Source organism: Planctomycetia bacterium (assembly GCA_015075745.1).
Classification (GTDB): Bacteria; Planctomycetota; Phycisphaerae; order UBA1845; family UTPLA1; genus UTPLA1.
In genome coordinates this window covers 352,634-372,994 of the sequence record JABTTW010000002.1, presented here as the reverse complement: position 1 = coordinate 372,994, position 20,361 = coordinate 352,634, and the positions used below count along the sequence as shown (strand labels likewise).

Genomic DNA, 20,361 nt, shown 5'->3' with positions numbered 1-20,361 from the left:
GATAAGATAGGGGGGCGGAAAGCGGCACGGATTCCGTCGTTGATCGTTTGGATTGCCTGCGACCATTCACCCGCCGCCTGATCAGGGAACTCTCGCATGCCAAGAGCCGCAAAGCTCAAGGTCCTGTTCATCCTTCTCGCCGTGACGGCCGTCGCGGCGTGCGGCATGGATTGTCCCATGGACACTTCGCCATTCCTCATCGATCCCAACGGTCTCGTGACTCTCCGCATCGAGAATCAATCGGGCCTGCCCGCCACGGTGAACGCGGAATACATCCTCTCCGAAAAGGAAGTCCGCAAGACCATTCGTTTTCTGGAACAGAGCGGGCCCAATTCCGAGGTAACCATCCTCCCGACGCAGACCTCCGTCCTTCGGGTCGCCGCCCACGTGGCACCCGAGATGACCACCCAGCAAGCGGCCATGGCCAAGCCCGGCGACCTGCTGATCGAACGGACTTATCTCTGGCAGATCGACTTCCAGAACGGCGACACCATCAACTTCATCATTCCGCCTCCGCAGAGCCCGCCGCCCGGCGACATCATCGACTGCAACTCAAACGGCATCTCGGACATCCTCGATCTGGGCGCAGGGACCAGCCAGGACTGCAACACAAACGGCTTTCCCGATGAATGCGACATCGCCGAAGACCGAAGCGCCGACTGCAATTCCAACGGCATCCCCGATGAATGCGACATCGCCGGCGGCGCGAGCGCCGACTGCAATTCAAACGGCGTCCCCGACGAATGCGACATCGCAGCCGAGGACGAGGAAGACTGCAACCACAACATGGTGCCCGACTCGTGCGACGTCATCACTGACGACGGGTTCCCCGAGATCATTCGTTCGATGTCCGGCCTCCTCTTTCCGCGGGATGAGACTTTTCAGTTAGCAATGGCCCCCAACGACGACGGCTCCTCCGAAGTGATCGAACTGGGCTTCGATTTCGAATACTTCGGCGTCGTCTATGATTCGATCTTCATCAATAACAACGGCAACCTGACATTCTTCGAGCCCTTCGGCGGGTTTGTGCCGAGCCCGTTTCCATACGTCGGCCGAAAAATCATCGCCCCTTTCTGGGCCGACGTTGACACGCGCATGGGCCACGGAAACGTCTGGTACAAGATCGAGCAAAACACGCTCATCGTCACCTGGGAAGAGGTGGGTTACTTCGACCAGCGCGGCGACAAGCGAAACACCTTCCAGGTCGCCATCTCCGACGGCACCAATGAGGCCATGGGAATCGGCGCAAACATCGTCTTTTGCTATGGCGACATGCAGTGGACCACAGGTTTCGCCTCCGGCAGCAACACCGGTTTCGGCGGAATCCCCGCCTCGGTCGGAGCCAACGCCGGCGACGGCGAGAACTCCTTCCTGATCGGCTTGTTCAACAAGGCCGGCGACGCGTACGACGGCCCCAACGGCCAGACCGATGGCGTCGACTTCCTCGACTGGAAATGCTTCGCCTTCGGCGCCGATGAGCCCGAGGTGAATCAGGCCCCGATTCCCCTCAACCTCCCTCCCAATTGCTTCCTGCGCATCAACCCGTCCATCGGACAGTCACTCGATCTGAGTCTCGAATTCGCCAGCCCCGAAGACGATCAAACCACCGCCGTCATCGTCACCGATCTCGCCGGTGCCGGCCTGCGGGGTCTCCAGACCGCCTCCACGCCGGGAAGTGTCGCCGTCGTCCACCTAACCTGGTCGCCGGGCTGCGGCGACGCGGGTCTCTACGGGCTCAGCTTCTCCGCCATCGACGACTTCAATCCGCCCGCGACCTCAGTGTCGCACTTCTGGATTGAGGTGGCCTGCACCAGCTACGACTGCAACGACAACGGCATCCCCGACGAGTGCGAGCCGGATTGCAACGCCAACGGAATACCCGACGATTGCGAAATGGCCCATTGCGAAGGCAACCCCGGCTGCGGCGATTGCAACGAGAACAACATTCTCGACGAGTGCGACATTCAGACCGACTTCAGTGAGGACTACAACACCGACGGCCTCCCCGACGAATGCGACGATGGCGGGGTCGAAGGAGGAGTCCTAACCATCCAGTCAGGCGGCAGCCTCGGTAAGAAGTCGGTCCCAGACGTGGCAGAAGTCAGCACGCCCGTCACCCCCGCCGACTGACCCACGCCTGTCCGCTCAGTCTTCCATAAGCGACAAAACTGGCAATTCACATTCCAAGTGCCGCCGTGGCATCCACCCAGTGCCGAGATCGCCGTTTCAGCCGCAAACCCCCAAGCGCCCACATGCGCCGCGCGGGATGCTTGATGAGTCGGCGTTGCCATCTATAATGCCCGCCGACGATTGGGTGCGATCTGACGGCTCGTGTCGCCGCGGTCATTGCTCGCGAGCCGAGGCAATCCGTTCGCCCTGACGAGACACCGCAGAGAAAGGATTCCTCCATGTCCGAGGCAAGCCCGGTTGACAGGCAGCCGACTTGGGCCGAGCAGTTCGGGTTCAAGCGACTCTTTTCGAGTTTTCGTCACGCCAACAATATCAACAAACTCATCCTCTCGTTCTGCGGCGTCGTCCTGACCTATAGTTGGGGCCGTCTGCTCGACCTCGTCTGGGTCACTTCTCACAAGGTCGCCGTCGGCGTCGGCATGACTGAGGCCGCCATTTTCGTCGCCAGTGGCGGCAACCGCCCCGAAACTCTCGAATGGATCAAGTCTCTCGGAAGCGACGCGGAGCGATCCGGCGTCTTCGCCGTTCTCCTCAGTCACCTCCTCACCTCCGTCAATCAACTGATCTCCGCCGTCCTCTCCGTCAGCCCCGACGCATTTCTCGCGGGCCTTCGCAACTTCGTCCTCACCCTGATCTGGCTGGTCTCTCTCCATCCGGTCTACGCCCTGTTCTTCGTGATCGGCTCGCTCAAGATTTGGGCCCTCTTTGGCGGCGCCATCTCGCGCGCCGCGGCCCTCGACGCCGCTCGCCAGGAGCGGATCACTATCGCCGAGGCAATGTCCTTCGCGTGGAGCAGGTGGCTCAGCTTTGTCATGGCTCCCTTGTTGCCCATCAGCATCGCCCTTTTCGCCGGCGCTTCCATCTTCCTGATGGGCCTGATCGGCTGGATCCCCTACATCGGCGAGGTCATCGTCGGCATCTTCCTGCTTCCGATTGCGATCCTCCTCGGCATCGCCGTCGCACTCTTCGCCATCGGCCTCGTCGGCGCCTTCGGCCTGATATATCCGAACATCGCGGTGGAGGGGTCGGACTGCTTCGATCCGCTCGGACGGCTGCACTCTTATGTCTTCTATCGCCCGTGGCGCACAGCCGTTTATTACCTCTGCGTCATGGCCCACGGCGCCGTCTGCCTTGCGTTCATAAAGCTCGTCGCCCGCCTCGCCTTGTGGGTAGCCCATCTCTTCCTCGGCTTCTCCATGAATTGGGGCAGCCCCTCCCTGGCTTCCGAGTCCTCGCAAAACGTCTCCAAGCTCAACGCCATCTGGCAGACACCCGCCCTCACCGGCGAAACGACGTTCTACGGTTCCTTTGGCGAGGTCGAGCTTGCCGGAATGAGCGCCTTCGCCCAGTTCTTCTTCAAGTGCTGGATCTACGGCGTCTGGGGAATCGTCGGCGCATACGCCATGAGCTACTTCTTCTGCGCCAATACAAATATCTACCTCCTCCTTCGTCGAGAGGTGGACATGACCGACGTCGAAGATGTTTATCTCGACGACGACGCCACGGCCGCCGCGTCGATCGCCGCACCTGCCGAATCGGGCGACAAGCCCAACGGTTCCGGCGGCGTCTCGCTGCCCGTCGTCGGTTCCTGACGAGTCATCGCCGTGCGGGGCGCGGCGGCGATGATCAGCGGCCTTGCTTTCTCGCGGTCAGCGAACCGCGAAGTTGAAAATGGGGGACCTTCTGAGAGGGAGGAAGACATGCGCCCGCCCGCGAAGTTCGTCCTGTTGTTCGCGCTTTCACTTTCCGCGTTGTTATCCACCGGCTGCGTCGAGCTGCAACTGATCTTCGGCCCCGGTGGCTTGTTCGGCCCCGGCGGCTCATCGGCCGGCTCAGGCACCACGGGTACCGGCGGCGTCTCAACTACCCAGCCCGCCGCCGTCCCCGGTCCGCTGTTCTTCGCGCGTCAGCTCGATCCCGTCCTCGAAGCGACCGCCGGCGCTCGCGTCATCGTCTCCGCCGATCTCAACAACGACGGCCTGATCGACTTCGTCTCCGGTTCCGCCGAGAGCCAGCCCGTGCAGATTCACCAGCGCACCCCCGGCACGGATAATTTCAACACCCTCTCCATCGCCGGCGAAGTGCCCATCTCCATCATGTACGACGTTCAGGTCGCCGACTTCGATCAGGACGGCCGCCTCGACATCGCCGTCCTCGTCAACGATACCGGCATCATTCCCGTCGCCGGCGCCACCAAGCGCGGCGCCGTCGTCCTGCTCTTCGCCCCGCCCGATCCCGCCGATGCCATCGCCTGGCAGCAGGTCCTTATCAACGCCACCTTCACCCTTCCCAACGACGCCACCGGCTTGACCGACTTCGCCGTCGGCGACATGGACGGCCAGAACGGCCCGGACGTCGTCCTCGGCTCCAATGAAGTCGCCGCAGGAAATAATCCCACCAAGCGCATTTACCTCTTCCCCAATCCCGGCCCCGGCGCCGCCCGCAATTCCGCCGCCTGGCTCGGCCCCGACAACGTCACCACCTTCCCGATCATCACCGAGGCCCCGCCCTTCAAGCAGTTGGAGCTCGCCGATATCGATCAGGACGGCGATCTCGACGTCGTCGCGACATTCCCGACCGCGCTCTCCAGCAACATCCGCTGGCTCATCAATCCGCTCGCCGAGTCCGGCGCCGCCGCCGTCGCCGCCGGAAACTGGGTCGGAAACATCGTCGGCGAACAGCGCCAGTTATCCCCGCCCGACGACGCCCAGACCCCCGGCGCAGACTTCGTCTCCGTCGGTGACATCGACGGCGACGGCGATATCGACGTCGTCAGCGGTTTCCAGCAGCTTCGCGTTATTCAGTGGTTCGAGAATCCCGGACCGGGCCTCGTCCGCCTTCAGGGCTTCCCTTGGCGCGTCTACAACCTCGGCGAGTTGAATCAGGGCGCTTCGATGAATCAGGTGCAGGTCGTCGACTTGAATCTCGATGGCCGGCTCGACTGTTTCGTCACCGCCAACGGCAACATGGTCGGCTTTCAGCCGCGCGCCGATGTGCAGGATTACTGGCAGCCCTTCACCATCACCGGGACCAATCCCGTCGCCAACATCGGCCGATGCGCCTTTGCCGACATCAACGCCGACGGCCTCCTCGACATCGTCGCCCCCCTCGACCGCGACGGAATCACCCTCGACCAGTTCCTGATCCTCCAGCGCCTCACCCCATAATGGGTAGCATAGGCCTCCGGCCCGTCCGTATCTCCTGCGCGACAGGTACACCTGTGCGCCCACGCAATAGGGTAGCATGGGCCTCCGGCCCGTGCGTATCTCCTGCGCGACAGATACACCTGGCGCCCGCGCAAAAGGGTAGCATGGGCCTCCGGCCCGTGCGTATGGCTTGAATAATGACAAACGAGAACGCTTCGTTCGCACAATAGCGCTCTTAATGCGCCCCGTGGATCGCATTCCCGAACATCGCCTCCGCTGCCTCGCCCAGCGTCTCGCTCGTCGCCGGGTGCGGGTGAATCGCCACGGCGATGTCTTCCGCCACCGCCGCCATCTCCATCGCCAGCACACCTTCAGAGATGAGGTCGCCCGCATGCACGCCCACGATGCCCACGCCCAGCAGCCGCTGCGTATCGGCGTCGAAGATCATCTTGGTCAATCCCTCGGTGCGACCCATCGACACGGCCCGGCCCGACGCCGCCCACGGCGACTTCGTCACCTTCACGTTCAGCCCCTGCTTGGCCGCCTCCGCCTCGGTTACGCCGCACCACGCCACTTCCGGATCGGTATACACCACCGCCGGAATGCACGCCGGGTCGAAGACGCTCGGCTTGCCCGCGATCGCCTCCGCCGCCACCTTCCCCTCGCGCATCGCCTTGTGCGCCAGCATGGGGTCGCCCGCCACGTCGCCGATGGCGTAGATGCGCTTGTCCGTCGTTCGCCGCGAGGGGTCCACCTCGATGAACCCGCGATCGTTCACCTTGACCTGCGTATTCTCCAGGCCGAGGGTGTCGCTGTTCGGCCGGCGTCCGACCGAGACGAGCACCCGGTCAAACTCCTCCGTCTTCTGCGAGCCGTCGAGTTCGTAGGTGATCGCCACGCCCGAGCCGCTCTTCTTGGCCCCCTTCAGAGTCGCCCCGGTGATGATCGCCTTCATCTGCTTATTCAGCTTGGCGATCAACGGCTTGGCCAGGTCCGGGTCCGCCCCGGCGAGAATGTTCGGCAGCGCCTCCAGCACCGTCACCTCGCTGCCCAGCGCCGCATAGACCTGCCCCAGTTCCAGCCCGATGTACCCGCCGCCGATGACCAGCAGCTTTCGGGGGATCTCCTGCACCTTCAGTGCGTCGGCCGCGTCCCAGCAAAGCTCGCGCGGCATCACCGATTCCGGCAGCATCTTGGCCCGCGAGCCGCTGGCGATAATGCAATGCTTGAACTTGATGCGTGAGACCTCGCCACCCTCGATGCGAACCGTCTTGGAGTCTTCGAAGTAGGCCTCGCCGGTGATGTAGTCCACTTTCCGCCCGGCGAGCAGTTGCTTCACCCCGCCCGCCAGCTTGCGGATCACGCCGTTCTTCCAGTCGCGAAGCCGCGTCACGTCGGTCTGCGGCTTGCTGAAGCTGATCCCGAAGGCCTCGGCGTGCGAAGCCTCGTTGATGATCTTGGCCACGTGCAGCAGCGCCTTGCTGGGGATGCACCCCTCGCGGAGACAAACCCCGCCCGGCACCTCGGCCTTTTCCACCAGCGCCGTCGCAATCCCGTGGTCCGCCGCCGCCAGCGCCGCCACATAACCACCCGGCCCGCCGCCGATGACGAGTAGATCAACTTCCTGACTGAGTTCCCCTACGACCATGGCTCACACCTCTTGTAGGCAATTCGTGTTGCGCGTCGCCCCGCATCCATCGGGGCCGGATGGGATTCTATAAGCTCCGGAGCCAAAGGTCGAAACCGCCGCGCCGAAGGGCTCGCAGACGGCTTTTCTGGCGCTGGGACGAGCGCAAAACGAAGGTGACATAAGGTGACACAACGCTCTTGGAAATCGTGCCAAGCGTAGTGGCGGGCACGTGTTGGGGCGTTTCGCCCTTCTGGTGAAAAAGCGAGTGATGGGCGAAGGGTTTCAGGGGCCGAGGCAGCGAGTGTGAACGCCGAGGCAGCGACGCCGACGGGGAGCGCCGCGCGTCGCGTCTCTTGCCAAAAAGCACTCAAGACGAACGGCCCTTCAGACGGATAGGGATGCAAAAAGGACCGGATTGGCAAGGTGACAATAGGCGAAAAAAGTTCTCGCGGGCGATTGCAAGTTGTTTGGCAGGTAGGACTTGGGGCGGCGTGCAATTTGGGTGAAAAACGGGCTGAGGAATGGAGAAACGGTAGGGGGGAGCACAAGCGAGAACGGCGGGAAAAATGCCGGAGGGAGCAACGTTGGCTTCGAGTCAATGTGTCTGGCATGTGGCACCGGTCAAGTCAGCGGCGGCAATGTTCCCTCACTATAGTAGACTTGCTCACCGTGCGCGCTGGCAGCTGTGTGGAGGTACTGACGAAATGGGCGGCGCGTTGATATGATCGTTGGGCTGGAGGGGGACCCGGTAGTGAGGGTCAATCGGAAAGGAGCTGGGAGCCGAACGGGCCGATTTCGGCGTCGGTCATAAGTTCGATAATGGTTGAAGTAGGCCTTGACCTCGCCTCATTGTTGTCGATATTCTCCGTGATTGGGCAGCCGACCGGGTTCGTCAAGTCAAGAAAAAGGAGAATTAAATGAGAACGATCCAAGCACGAGAAGCTTCTAATCGAATTTCATTCTCATTACGCCGGATGGCCGTGCTCATGTCTCTGGTTTCGTCGCAGTATGGAAGCGGGATTTCATCGTCAATTTGTCTAGCTGATGACTCGTTTCAACAAGGGATTCAGATTTCCATTGGCTTCAGCAGCCCGATGCCCGAATCGGGCAATGTGACGTTCTCATTCGTCTCATGTGTTTCAGATCCGATTGGACCCTGTGGTGTTCCCATAGGAGGTGGATGTGGAGTAGTATCCTGTTCGGCAACGGTCTCATGTAATCAAGCGAATTTCGATGCGATGGCTACTTCGATTGCGGCCGCGATTAACGCGGCTGATTGTGATGGCTATAGCGCAGTCGTTGCCGGGTCTGGTCTTGTAAATGTTTTCTATCCTTTCGATGTTTGCCTTTGCGTCTTCGATTCAACATCAGGAAATTCTTTTCCGTTTTCTACAAACTGTGGGACTATTCCAGTATGTGACAGTCACTGGGGTTTTGGCTTCGGCTTTGAATGCCCCACGCCGCCCCAAGCTTCTTGTATCGAACTAGCTGATTTTAGTGTCATGGCTGAGGTCATCGACTTCGATAGTTTTCCGAATGGCTTGGACCTGTCGAATGAGATACCCGGGCTGCTTTTTGTTAACACCCAGGTCGACACGAACCAATTTGCTGTTAGCGCTCCTAATCGGATCATCACTGATACAGCACTGCCACAGCCTAGGCCACCGATTCGAGTTGAGTTTCAGGTACCCGTGATACGTGCGGGAGCCAACATTGATAGCGATGGTTTTTCTGGAGAACGTCAGCCTCAACTGCGAGTCTGCGGGCAGTCTGGTCGTGTCGAAGTTTGTGATTTCGGGCAGGGAGCGGATTTTCAGGGGATAGAACTACCAGATTGTGAGCGAATTGTCGCAATGGAGCTTGGAGGAGTTGGCCTCGGCTTTTGTCGTTATGGTTCGACCGACGGGTACGACAACTTAACCTACGACCTCGAATTATGCGGTGACATTGATGGGGACGAAGTCGCGGATACCGCCGACATCACTCCGTTTGTTGGCGTTCTCCTTGGAACAAATAGCGATGCCTGTCACCGAAATCGTGCAGATGTAAACCTCGACGGTATGACGGATGGTCTGGACGTTCAGCCCTTCGTGAATTGTCTTGTTCCATAAGTCGACACCGCGATCGATTGCATTTGTGCAATCGGGACTATAGAAAACTCCAACATCGCACGATTCCAGTAAACGAACCCGTGCGGCCGTCTATGACAATCAGGTTCTTCGCACCTGTTTTCGCTGGCATCCTTGCCTTCACTCTCTTCGCATACCTTCCAGTACAGCACGCACTCAACTGGCGAGGCACGTGGCGTTGGGCGGGTGTCTTGCTTCCGTGCTTCATGACCGCGGCCGTTTATTGGAAGTCGGAATCTATCCAATTTCGCACAACGCCAAGCCGATCCCTCATCGCGCTGACACTGACCATCGGCAGCCTCGTATTGGCGGTGATTCAATTCCTCCTCCGCCCACAATCACCCTGGCTGCTCTACGCATGGATATCGTTCCTGACCGCTCTGACGTGGATGTTCTGTCTCGGTCGATCCGAAGTCTCACGCCATCGCGCCGCGCGGCCGCTGCTTCTCGCAGCAGTTGCCGGCGTATCCGCCGTCCATGTCTGGATGCAATTCGACCTCTGGCGAAATCTCAGCTTCGGCTATCACGACATCGGCCTGTTCGCACGAGCATTGCACAACGCCGCGATCGGCCGCGGCCTCTGGGTCGACTCGCTCGGCCGCTCCCTCCTCGGAGAACATGCATTCCTGGCAAGCTGGGCGCTCGTGCCGCCGGTCTTGCTGGGCATATTTCCGTTCCACCTGCTCGTCACCCTTTCGCCGATCTGCCTCAACGGGACGGCCCTGATCGTCGCGTGGTACGCGCGCAAAAGATTGAACTCCGACCTCGCGGGAATCCTCTCCGGCCTCGCATGGCTCCTCCTTCCCTTTCACGGACGCCTCGCCATCGCCCACGGCTACGGCTTTCACGAGTCCTACCTCGCCGTGCCGCTGCTTTTTGCAGGTTTTGCCGTCGCAAAGTGCGGCCGCCCAATGCTCGGTGCGGTAATCCTGCTCTCGACCATGCTCATCCGTGAAGACATCGCGCTCACCGTCGCCGCCTGGGGTGCTTATCAGTTGATGGTGTCGAAAAGACGCGCCCTCGGAGCAACGGTCATTCTCTCCGCGGTCGCATATTTTCTTGTCGCGATCTACATCATCGTTCCTCACTACCGCGGCGCACCATATCCCCACATCGGCTTTCATTTCTCAAACGTCGGCATCACCAGTACGGCTGCGCTGCTCACGAATCTATCCTTTCTGGTAACGCTGCTCCTTCCGACAGCCTTCCTGCCGCTGCGGGCGTGGCGTTTTTCGCTTATTGCCCTGCCTGCCATTCTCGAAACCCTGCTGACGACCAATCCAGAACTGCACAACATCGGCTTCCAGTATTACGTTCCAGCCATTCCCGTTCTTTTCTTCGCCGCCATCGAATCCTGGGTCGAGATGCGCCATAGGGGCGCGGCCGATCCGGTCCGGCAGAACTCAGCAAACGCGATGCGGCCCGGTTGGAGCCTGCTTGTCGCCGCCGCGCTCTGCCACGCGTTCTTCGGCATTGGCCCGCTGACGAACAATCCAACCGAGCCGTTCGCCGCGCCGGCCCTCGTCGCCGATAGCGCCCAAGTCGCTCGCGTACGCGAACTCATTCCGCCCAGCGCGTCCGTCACCGCGAGCTATCGCATTGCCGCACATTTTCTCGACGCCGATCGGCTTTACACCACGGCCGACGAACGCCTGGGCGACTTCGTCATCGTCCATGAGGCGGATGTGATCGACGAACATCTCCCGCGTGCGGCCCTCAGCCGTGCCATTCGGACGGGAACCTATCAGCCCATTTTCGCGGACTACAGTTTGGTCGTGTTGTCGAAGCAGAAAGAGCAAAGTCCGCTGGCCCGCGAAATCGTGTTGACGGAGTTGCCGAGTGAGATGGCGTCTCGCCGGATCGATCTCGGCGAAGGGGTCGAGCTGGTTGGGATGTCAGTCAAGCCGACCGGCCCATCGAGCCGCGCGACGGTCCGGCTCGTCTGGCGATGCACCGGGCCGATTTCCGAAGACTATCGCTTCGGACTCGTCTCAGGGGAAACCCGATGGGGGCCGTTCCGTTTTGCTCGCGGTGCGATCCCCACCGATGCCTGGACGCCCGGCATTCTTTATGGCGATCAAATCACGATTGAGGTGGCTCCTGTTATGGAATTGAACCCCGCCGCGTTTCAACCCGTCCTTCTCAGGTAAGCGCCGACCGCCGTCATGCTCTCCACGACTCACAAATCCGCGCGAACAGCGAGCAAGAATAAGCAAATAGAAGACTGCCCACCCTCGCCCCAGAGGAATAAACGATGCCCCGCGCGAATCGAAACTCCAAACCCCTCCGCCCCTCGGCCGCCGCGCTCCGCGACCCCTCCTCGTCTCAAGCCCCAGCCCCCACGCCTCAGCCCGTTTTCACGGATTTTTCGCGCAGAAACCCTCCCGCCCCAACTCGCGACTGCCGCGCGACTTGGCACAAAACGGAAACCCGCTGTGTCACCTTATGTCACCTTGCGAAAGGAAGGTTGTTCGCGGTCCCCGGCGCCCTACGCCGGCAGAATCCCGCTCTTCTGAAGATGCGCCGCAAGCGTCGCCACGCACTCCTCCAGCTTCATCCCCGCAGTCTTCAAAACCAGCTCCGCATTCGTCGCTGGGCTATCAGACGCCGGCGGCGTATGCGGCCCAGTGTAGATCGGAAGCCTTGGGGGCCCTGCCCCCAAACCCCCGCCAAGGGCTCTGCCCCTGGACCCCGGCTTCTTCCCCTCCTGCCGGTTCGCTATCAGCGCCTGCGCAGGATCGAAAAGTGGACTCGACTCTCATAGCAACTGGTACATAAATTGGGGGCAGGTCACCCCGAGGGAGAACCAGCTTCGAAGGTTCCCCCTCGGACTCCTGTTCCTTGATCTTCCATCCCTCCTCGGGGGAGGCTTTGCCGGGGAGGAGCAGCGCTTCGGCATCCGCGTCATCTGCGATCGATAGCGACCGTTTACGCTTCCGACTCGACAATGCGCCGCCGGCGGGATGTGACTACGCACGCCCCATTTTTCGCGACAATAGGTATGCACCCACTCGGCGTCGTAGTCAGTGTCGAGGACAGTGCCAGCGTTCGGGCACTTTTTTCTTGGGGGGCGCACACCGGACTGGGAAGTCCCGGACAGACGACCTGGGAAAATGGAGAGGCCTGCGCCCTGCGATAAGGGTCTGGTTCGGCACAGTTCCGGCACAGTGCACTGTGCCAAGCGACGGTCTCCGGCGAACGAGGGACCCCCGCGCAAATTATTGAGGCGAACGCACTTGCGGCGTCCGCTTGTCACAAATCGGAGAGGGGGGGATTCTCTCTGACCCAATTCCTCAACCTCTGCCGGAGTCTCATTTTATCGCCCAACCTCAAGAGCGACAACCACTTCGCACGTCTCGGCGATATCCTGTTCCTACACGGTTTTTTACCGTCCCGTGATGCGTTTTGAGGGCAGTTTGAGGGCAGTATGGAATGATGTTCAAAGTGCGATTGCCTCGATGACGGCTTTGGGATCGACGGCGTCGTGGGGCGAAGACCGAACGACATACATCTCGCGGATGATGCCAGTTTCCAAGGCCAGCATTTCTCGGTCGTGTGGAATCCATTTCTCGATTCGTTGCGGTGGACCGTCGTGATAATCAGGGTCCCGCACTTTGTCGAAAAAAGCCTCAAATTCGATATCGAACGCGTCGGTCAAATCGGGGTACATCTGGATCATACGACCGAAAAGGCTACGTTGCTCAGCAAAATTCCAGCGCAGCTCGCGATTCGTTCTCAGTAGTTCGCTCGCGTAATCCAAGTCGGAAGCGACAATGGCGGTACGGACTGCTGCAATGAAGAAATCCATCGTTAAAGGATCGTCGAATCGTTCATGATCCTCTGCCATTGCCATACACCAAGTAGCAAAATGCCCGGAAGCACCCCTTAACTCTTTTCGCCCCATTGGTCCGCCAAGGAGCCACAATGCATATGCTCGTCCACGAATTATGGAACCTAGGTTACGCGGATGACCAGCCTCCGCGACTTTCGTATCCAGATAGCGATTCTCGGCGATCAACTTATCCGCGTTTCGGACCGTACGCTCAAGAAAAACGTTGGCACGGGTTTGATCACCGGCGTACAGACATCCGAGCGCGCAAGCTAATTCTTCTGAGACAGGAATTGCCGGGAGATCAGTTGGGCGCTCCCAACCGATCATCCATGTATCTTTTTGAATCAATTCGTTTAGGCCAGCGTCATTCGAAAGCCAGAGTGCATGACGCTTCGCCGCGTTGCGAGTCGTCATAATTAAGGCAACGCCTCAAGGATGATTACCTCACGGGTCGTTCCCGCCGTTTTTTGAATTAGTGACTCTGTTCTCGGCGTGATTCGAATACCAGGCCGCCCGATGATTCGGATTGAATAGTTTTGCTGCCGCAGCGCACCGAGGATGCCTGTTCGAAGCGCATTGTCGGTCACTTGCTCAGCAACTGCGGCTTGGGCCCTGGCAAGGTTTGCATCAAACGTGCCCGCCCGATTCAACCCAAGCGCAGTCAAGCCGCTCGGGAACTGTAGCCCTGTGCTGTTTTTAACCTCGTTGAGGAATACCTCCAGTCCGTTTGGACTCCGCGCTGCGGACAAGAAATCAAATCCGCGATTTGCCGCGCCGCGCTTGAACTGCGTTAGGACGATGATCTCACCCTGTGACTCAAGCAGACTCCTTGCGCTGAATTCGCCGCGATTGCGCGCGAAATAGAGCGTTCCACCGTTACCGGCGAGAACCCAGCGCCACGGATCGAACCAGCCGTTGAATTCACCGTAGTCGTAATCGAGGGTATAGGGCGTGCCTGCGGGAAGCGGAACGGTGACTCTGCCCATGTCGCCGCTTACAACAACAACGGCACCTGGATCAGACTGACCAAGCAATAATGATGCAACGCATGTCAGGATCGAGCCGGGCATAACAGGCCTCCTCTGCCGTGACTCTCTCAGGATGCGCGATCATGCGAATAAACGCCTGAATGGTCGCGTATGGCCGAACAACAATCTACCTCGGCGACTATTGGAAATCAAGCGCAAGTTGATATAGGTGTTGGTGACCTTTGCCCCACCGCATCGTCTTCCGGCGACACTTGCCGGGGGATCGGTCTGCCAGGGACGGGGGCAACTGGTTGATGGAGAACCGCCCGGACTGGAAGTCCGGGGCTCCTCGTTCGACGGCGAATAATCACGCCGGCAGAATCCCGCTCTTCTGAAGATGCGCCGCAAGCGTCGCCACGCACTCCTCCAGCTTCATCCCCGCCGTCTTCAATACCAGCTCCGCGTTCGTCGGAGCTTCGTACGGGTCGGACACGCCCGTAAAATTCTTGATCTCCCCCGCACGGGCCTTCTTATAAAGCCCCTTCGGGTCCCGCTCCTCGCACAGCTCGACCGGCGTATCGACAAACACCTCGAAGAACGGCAGTGCCGGCTTGGCGTCCGCGTGCAGCTTCCGCACGATGTCCCGGTCCGCCCGGTAGGGGCTCACGAACGATGTAATCGTGATGACACCGGCGTCGGCGAACAGCTTCGCCACCTCGCCGATGCGGCGGATGTTCTCGGCACGGTCCTCCGCGGAAAAGCCGAGGTTCTTGTTCAGCCCGTGGCGGACGTTGTCGCCGTCGAGAACGTAGGCCATGCGACCCTGCTGCAAGAGCATGTGCTCCAGCGAGAAGCCGATGGTGCTCTTGCCGGACGACGGCAGCCCCGTCAGCCAGATGGTGCAGCCCTGCTGCCCCAGCAGCTTCTCGCGGCCCGCCCGCTCAACGTGACCCTCGTGCCAAACAACGTTCGTCGCCTTGATCTGCGTCATGAATGTCCTCTCGTGCTTTCTTTCCCTGATTCCTGGCTTTTCACTACGAATTCACTCAATGCGAAGCCCACGGATTCGAATCCGTGGGCTTGGTTTTCGCCTTACAAACCCGATTCAAAGCGACCCCAGTCTAGCGGAATCAGGCCTCCTGAAACAACGCCGTGCTCAGGTATCGCTCCCCGCTCGACGGCAAGACGACGACGATCAGCTTGCCCGCGCTCTCCGGCCGCATGGCCACCTGATTCGCCGCGCAAAGCGCCGCGCCCGACGAAATCCCGCAGAAGATGCCCTCTTCCCGGCAGCACTTCCGCGCCCAGCTCATCGCATCCGCCGAGTTCACGCGGATGATCTCATCGTATATCTCAACATTCAGCACCGACGGTACAAACCCCGCTCCGATGCCCTGTATCTTGTGCGGACCGGGCTGTATCGGCTTCGACTCGCGCACCTGCGTCAGCACCGGCGACTCTTCCGGCTCGACCGCCACGCACTTGAAGCCCGGCTTCTTCTGCTTGATGACTTCGCCGACACCCGTGATCGTCCCGCCCGTGCCGATGCCGGAGACGAGGATGTCCACCTTGCCGTCGGTGTCCTCCCAGATTTCGACGGCCGTCGTCTCGCGGTGGACCTGCGGATTCGCCGGGTTGTCAAACTGCTGCGGCATGATGGAGTTGGGCGTGGACTTGACCAACTCCTGTGCCTTGGCGATGGCCCCGCGCATTCCGTCGGCCGCCGGCGTCAGCACCAGATTCGCCCCGAGTCCGCGAAGCAGCATCCGCCGCTCCATGCTCATCGACTCCGGCATGGTCAGCGTCAGCTTGTATCCCTTCGCCGCGCAGACGAAGGCCAGGCCGATGCCCGTGTTGCCGCTCGTCGGCTCGATGAAGTGCGTGTCCTTGTCCACCTTGCCGGAGCGCTCGGCCGCCTCGATCATCGACTTGCCGATGCGGTCCTTCACGCTGGACATGGGGTTGAAAAATTCGAGCTTGGCGTACACCTCGGCTTTCGATTGGATGATCCGGTTCACCCGAACCAGGGGCGTGCGGCCGATGGTTTCAATGATGTTTTGGTAGAGGCGTCCCATACTTCTCTCTCCGTAATTGAGGTCCAACCAACACGGAAAATCGTCGGATGGCGTTGGACAGACAAGACATGTTAATTCCTCGCCGCGCGGGGCGTCAAACATCGTATCCTGCCGGGCTTGCGTTCGCCTCCGTCCTCGCGGCGGCACGCGGATTGCCGCTCGTTCGGCCATGCTGGCGATGGTCGGCCTGCTGGCGTATCGTGATGCCCGACGGCCGCAGCGAGTCGGCGATTTCATTTAGAGGTGCAACATGCCGCAGGAAACGCGAATAGAGAAGGATTCAATGGGCCCCATGACCGTCCCCGCCAGCGCGCTGTGGGGTGCGTCCACCCAAAGGGCCGTGGAGAATTTCCCGATCTCCGGCTACCGATTGGGCCGCCGGTTCATCTGGGCCATGGGCCTCATCAAGCAGTGCGCCGCCGAGGTGAACGCCGAGTTGGGCGTCGTCCCGAAGGACAAGACCGACTGGATCGGCAAGGCCGCCCAGGAAGTCATCGACGGCAAGCTCGACGAGCATTTCGTCGTCGACGTCTTCCAGACCGGCTCCGGCACGTCGACCAACATGAACGCCAACGAAGTCATCGCCCATCGCGCCGTGCAACTCGCCGGCGGTGACAAGGGGCAGATTCATCCCAACGACCACGTCAATCAGTCGCAGAGTTCCAACGATGTCATTCCGACGGCCATGCACGTCTCCGCCGCCGCGGCCCTCAAGGAAGATCTCGTGCCCGCTCTGGAAAAACTCGCCGCCGGACTGGCCGCCAAGGCGAAGGACTTCGACGGCATCGTGAAGATCGGGCGCACCCACCTGCAGGACGCCACGCCGATCCGCCTCGGCCAGGAGTTCTCCGGCTACGCCGCCCAGGCGAAGCTCTCCGTCATGCGCGCCAACAAGGCGATCAACGCCCTGCGCGAATTACCCATCGGCGGCACCGCAGTCGGCACCGGCATCAATACCCCCAAGGGATTCGGCGAACGCGTCTCCAAGCGCCTCGCCCAGAAGACGAAAATCGATTTCGTCGAGGCCGCCGATCACTTTGAGGCCCAGCACGCCAAGGACGGCTTCGTTGAGGCGTCCGGCCTGCTCCGCACCATCGCCGTCAGCATGATCAAGATCGCCAACGACATCCGATTTCTCTCGTCCGGTCCGCGCTGCGGCATCGGAGAAATCAATCTCCCTTCCACCCAGCCCGGCAGTTCGATCATGCCCGGCAAGGTGAATCCGGTCATGTGCGAGATGCTGATGCAGTCGGCGGCCCACGCCATCGGCGCCGATGCCGTGGTGGCCAGCGCCGCGACGATCCTCGGAAACTTCGACCTGCACGTCGGCATGCCGGTCATGGCCCATCACTTCCTGGAATCCGTGCGCATCCTTTCCAACGCGGTGCGCGTCTTCAACGACCGCTGTGTCGTCGGCATCGAGGCCAACGCACAGCGCGCCGAGGAACTCGTCGAGCAGAGTCTCGCCATGTGCACCTCGCTCGCGCCGGTCATCGGCTACGACCAGGCCGCCGCCATCGCCAAGGAGGCATTCAAGTCAGGCAAGACCGTCCGGCAAGTCGCGCTGGAGCAGAAGGTTGTTTCCGAGGAAAAGCTAAGGTCATTACTCGATCCGCGAGCCATGACCGAACCGGGCGCAACCGGTGGCCCCGTAGGCGGTTAGTAACTCTTCGAGCCGGCCGTTGATCTTGCGGATTCAAGTCGGCTAAACTTGCGCCTGGTTGTCGGGCAGGATCGTCTCTCAATTCAGGCGTCGGTCGGCAGGCGGATCTTCCCATCTTTCATAGCCGACGAAGAATGGCCTATTCCCAAAGGTCCCGACACGATCGATGCGCTTTCTCTTCGGCGAATTGAGACGGCCGTCTCCGTTTCATAACGCCGGTCATTTGTGGAGGAATGGCCATGTCATCCTGCGCATTGTCACGATCGTTGTCCGTCCTGAGTTTGCCGATCTGCACCGTGGCCTTCGCCGGCGATCCCGATTGCCAGCGCCTCAAGGGCGACTGGCCCGAACAGGGACCGCCTCCGCAGAAGGCAGCGCAGCCATTGGCCGCCGAGGACATCTTCGGCGCCGCGCCGCGCGCCGGTGTGACGGTCGTCGACGTTCTTGCCGCGTCAGGGTTCAGCGTCCCCAACGCCACCTTCGGCGCCGAGCCCAGCATCGCGATCAATCCCACCAACACGAATCAGATTGTCATCCTATCTTTCGCGGGAACCCTGTGGCATCAGAATGGAAATGCCCCGCTCTGGTACTCAAACGACGGCGGCGCCACCTGGGCCCAGCATCTGACCATTCCCGCGCCGCCCGGCATCGCCGCCGACGGCTGCCCATGCGATCAAACCCCGCACTACGACGCCAACGGTGTGCTCTACATCACTTTTCTCAAGGCCGACGGCAACATCTACAGCGGCCGGACGACAAATCCCGCAAGTGCCGCCGCGTGGAGCTGGCGCGTCAATCTCGGCGTGACCCAGGCGACGAACAACAACGTCGCTTCATCTCTCGGCAATTCCGATCAGCCCTGGCTCTGGGTCGGACGCGATCCCGTAAACGCCGCCCAGCAGAACGTCCACGTCGCCTACGACAATTTCGGAGCCATGCCGCTGATCCGCAACGCCGTTTCTTTGGGCGCGAACCCTCCAAACTTCACGCGCGACCGATCCGTCCATACCGCGGGCACCATGGCGACAAACCCCGGCAATCGCATCACCATGGGCACCAATGGAAATGTCTACAACATCCACGCCCAGGGGACGAACTCATTCGCTGCAACGGGCCTCAAGGCGATGAACTACGTCCTGAATCGCACGACCGATGGCGGCCAGAACTGGGGCATCGGGCCGGCCGCAGTGCCAAACAACGGACTCAACATCGGCGCTGGACTCAGTAATCAGGCACCCGGCGTGAAGATGGGCGGCAACAACGCGCTGCTTGGCAGCATCACCTCGATCGGCGTCGATCCCAACACCCACGTCGTCTATGTCGCCTACGGTACCAAGGACGCAACCGGCGCAAATCGCCTGCGATTCCGCGCCCTCGTCCCAGCCGCCGGCGGTGCCTACACGCCCGGTCCAGAGCGCACGATTTCTCCCGCCGGCGTCGATGCCGCGCTGCCCTGTATCGCCGTCCTCGCATCCGGCGAAATCGGCGTCATGTTCACCACCTACAACCCCACGACTAAGCGATGGCAGGTTCGGTTCGTACAGTCGCAGGATGTCTTCGCCACCATCGCCACCAATTCGCAGCTTGCCGACTTCGCCAACTTCGTCGCTCCGTCACCGCTCTCGCCGAACCCAGATCCCGGTCCGCTCGGCACACGACAGCGCATTCTCGGCGACTATCAGCAATTGAAGTCCATCGCTAACCGCTACTACGGCGCCTTCGTCGCACGCGGACTCGGCGGGCTCAATGCCCAAAGCACCGATCCCTTCTTCTTCACCGCAACTGGCGACGCGCCCACGGCCAATCGGGCATGCTGTCTCCCCTCAGGCGTCTGCATGAATCTCCCGCCCGCCAGTTGCCGCTCGTTGTTCGGCACGCCGCAGGCGCCGGGTTCAACCTGTCTCACCACGGTGTGCATGGCGACTCAGGCATGTTGTCTGCCCGATGGCTCGTGCGCCAACCTGACGGTCGCGGCCTGCGGCGTCGCCGGCGGCAGCTCCATGGGTGCGGGCACGGTCTGCCAGGCCCCGGAAGCATGCATGTATCTGGATGGCACTTGCGAAGATATCGATCCCCAGTGTTGCGTGCACTTCGGCGGCGTTCCACTCGGCCCCAACACCACCTGCCCGCTCGATGATGAAGCGTGCTGTTTCACCAACGGTACCTGCATGGACCTCGATCCCTTCAATTGCTTCACCATGGGCGGCACGCCGCGCGGCGTGGGCTCGTTCTGCTTCGGAGACAACAACTTAAGCGGCGTCGATGATGCCTGCGAAGAGCCGTGCTGCCTCCCGAACTCAACCTGTAACCAGATGGAAGTCGGCACTTGTCTGGGAATGGGGGGTGTGCCTCAGGGGCTTTTCGAGGTTTGCACCATTAATGAGGCCTGCTGCCTGCCGGGCGGATTCTGTCTGGATATCGACCCGCTTTGCTGCGACGACCTCGGAGGCATTGCTCAGGGCGGCGGTTCCTTCTGCTTCGGCGACTTCGACTTCAACGGAATCGACGATGCCTGCGAGGACGTGTGCTTCTGCCGCGGCGACATCGACCGCTCAGGCCGCGTCGATTTCAACGACATCGCGCCCATGGTCTCGGCCCTGCTGACCAAGAATGGCGACCCCTGCGCCGACGTCAACATGGACGGCGCCATCAACGGCAAGGACATCCAGCTCTTCACGGCAAGAGTCCTGGCCAACGGCGGGGCGGGTACGGCCTGTCCGTGAGTCGT

Annotated in this window: 12 protein-coding genes; 7 read left to right on the top strand and 5 right to left on the bottom strand. The window is 61.0% G+C overall.

What is annotated here, in order from left to right; translation table 11 throughout:
• Window positions 1–96: 96 nt before the first annotated feature.
• From HS101_15055 to HS101_15045, 3 genes are all read left to right on the top strand, one after another.
• Window positions 97–2,130, top strand: coding sequence for a hypothetical protein (locus HS101_15055; GenBank protein MBE7507586.1), 2,034 nt, complete (start codon window positions 97–99; stop codon window positions 2,128–2,130).
• Between the two features lie 278 nt (window positions 2,131–2,408).
• The gene (locus HS101_15050) at window positions 2,409–3,782 is read left to right on the top strand and encodes a hypothetical protein (GenBank protein ID MBE7507585.1); all 1,374 of its coding nucleotides are present in this window, start codon (window positions 2,409–2,411) and stop codon (window positions 3,780–3,782) included.
• Window positions 3,783–3,890: 108 nt separating this feature from the next.
• Complete coding sequence (locus tag HS101_15045) at window positions 3,891–5,357, top strand: VCBS repeat-containing protein (protein ID MBE7507584.1); 1,467 nt, start codon at window positions 3,891–3,893, stop codon at window positions 5,355–5,357.
• Between the two features lie 214 nt (window positions 5,358–5,571).
• Here HS101_15045 and lpdA read toward each other — a convergent pair whose 3' ends face one another.
• Entirely contained in the window at window positions 5,572–6,984 is a 1,413-nt protein-coding gene (lpdA, locus tag HS101_15040) for a dihydrolipoyl dehydrogenase (protein MBE7507583.1), read from the bottom strand.
• A gap of 899 nt (window positions 6,985–7,883) precedes the next feature.
• On the opposite strand from lpdA, the gene HS101_15035 reads away from it, so the two are divergent.
• Together HS101_15035 and HS101_15030 are read left to right on the top strand one after the other, a co-directional pair.
• The gene (locus tag HS101_15035) at window positions 7,884–9,077 is read left to right on the top strand and encodes a hypothetical protein (GenBank protein ID MBE7507582.1); all 1,194 of its coding nucleotides are present in this window, start codon (window positions 7,884–7,886) and stop codon (window positions 9,075–9,077) included.
• Window positions 9,078–9,301: 224 nt separating this feature from the next.
• Window positions 9,302–11,245 (top strand): DUF2079 domain-containing protein, encoded by a 1,944-nt coding sequence (locus HS101_15030; GenBank protein MBE7507581.1) that lies wholly within the window; start codon window positions 9,302–9,304, stop codon window positions 11,243–11,245.
• Between the two features lie 1,289 nt (window positions 11,246–12,534).
• On the opposite strand, the gene HS101_15025 is transcribed toward HS101_15030, so the two are convergent.
• The 4 genes from HS101_15025 to cysK form a co-directional block, all read right to left on the bottom strand.
• Window positions 12,535–13,341: a hypothetical protein gene (locus HS101_15025; protein MBE7507580.1), complete on the bottom strand. Its 807-nt coding sequence runs from the start codon at window positions 13,339–13,341 to the stop codon at window positions 12,535–12,537.
• A 2-nt stretch (window positions 13,342–13,343) separates the two neighbouring features.
• Window positions 13,344–13,997, bottom strand: a complete 654-nt coding sequence (locus HS101_15020; protein ID MBE7507579.1) for a hypothetical protein — start codon at window positions 13,995–13,997, stop codon at window positions 13,344–13,346.
• A 265-nt stretch (window positions 13,998–14,262) separates the two neighbouring features.
• Window positions 14,263–14,886 carry an adenylyl-sulfate kinase gene (gene cysC, locus HS101_15015; protein ID MBE7507578.1) on the bottom strand — a complete coding sequence of 208 codons (624 nt, stop codon included), beginning with the start codon at window positions 14,884–14,886 and terminating at the stop codon, window positions 14,263–14,265.
• 139 nt (window positions 14,887–15,025) lie between these two features.
• Window positions 15,026–15,970, bottom strand: coding sequence for a cysteine synthase A (cysK, locus tag HS101_15010; protein ID MBE7507577.1), 945 nt, complete (start codon window positions 15,968–15,970; stop codon window positions 15,026–15,028).
• A 250-nt stretch (window positions 15,971–16,220) separates the two neighbouring features.
• Between cysK and HS101_15005 the strand changes: the two genes are divergently transcribed.
• Together HS101_15005 and HS101_15000 are read left to right on the top strand one after the other, a co-directional pair.
• Window positions 16,221–17,633, top strand: coding sequence for a class II fumarate hydratase (locus HS101_15005; protein ID MBE7507576.1), 1,413 nt, complete (start codon window positions 16,221–16,223; stop codon window positions 17,631–17,633).
• A gap of 239 nt (window positions 17,634–17,872) precedes the next feature.
• Window positions 17,873–20,356 carry a hypothetical protein gene (locus HS101_15000; GenBank protein ID MBE7507575.1) on the top strand — a complete coding sequence of 828 codons (2,484 nt, stop codon included), beginning with the start codon at window positions 17,873–17,875 and terminating at the stop codon, window positions 20,354–20,356.
• Window positions 20,357–20,361 lie beyond the last annotated feature (5 nt).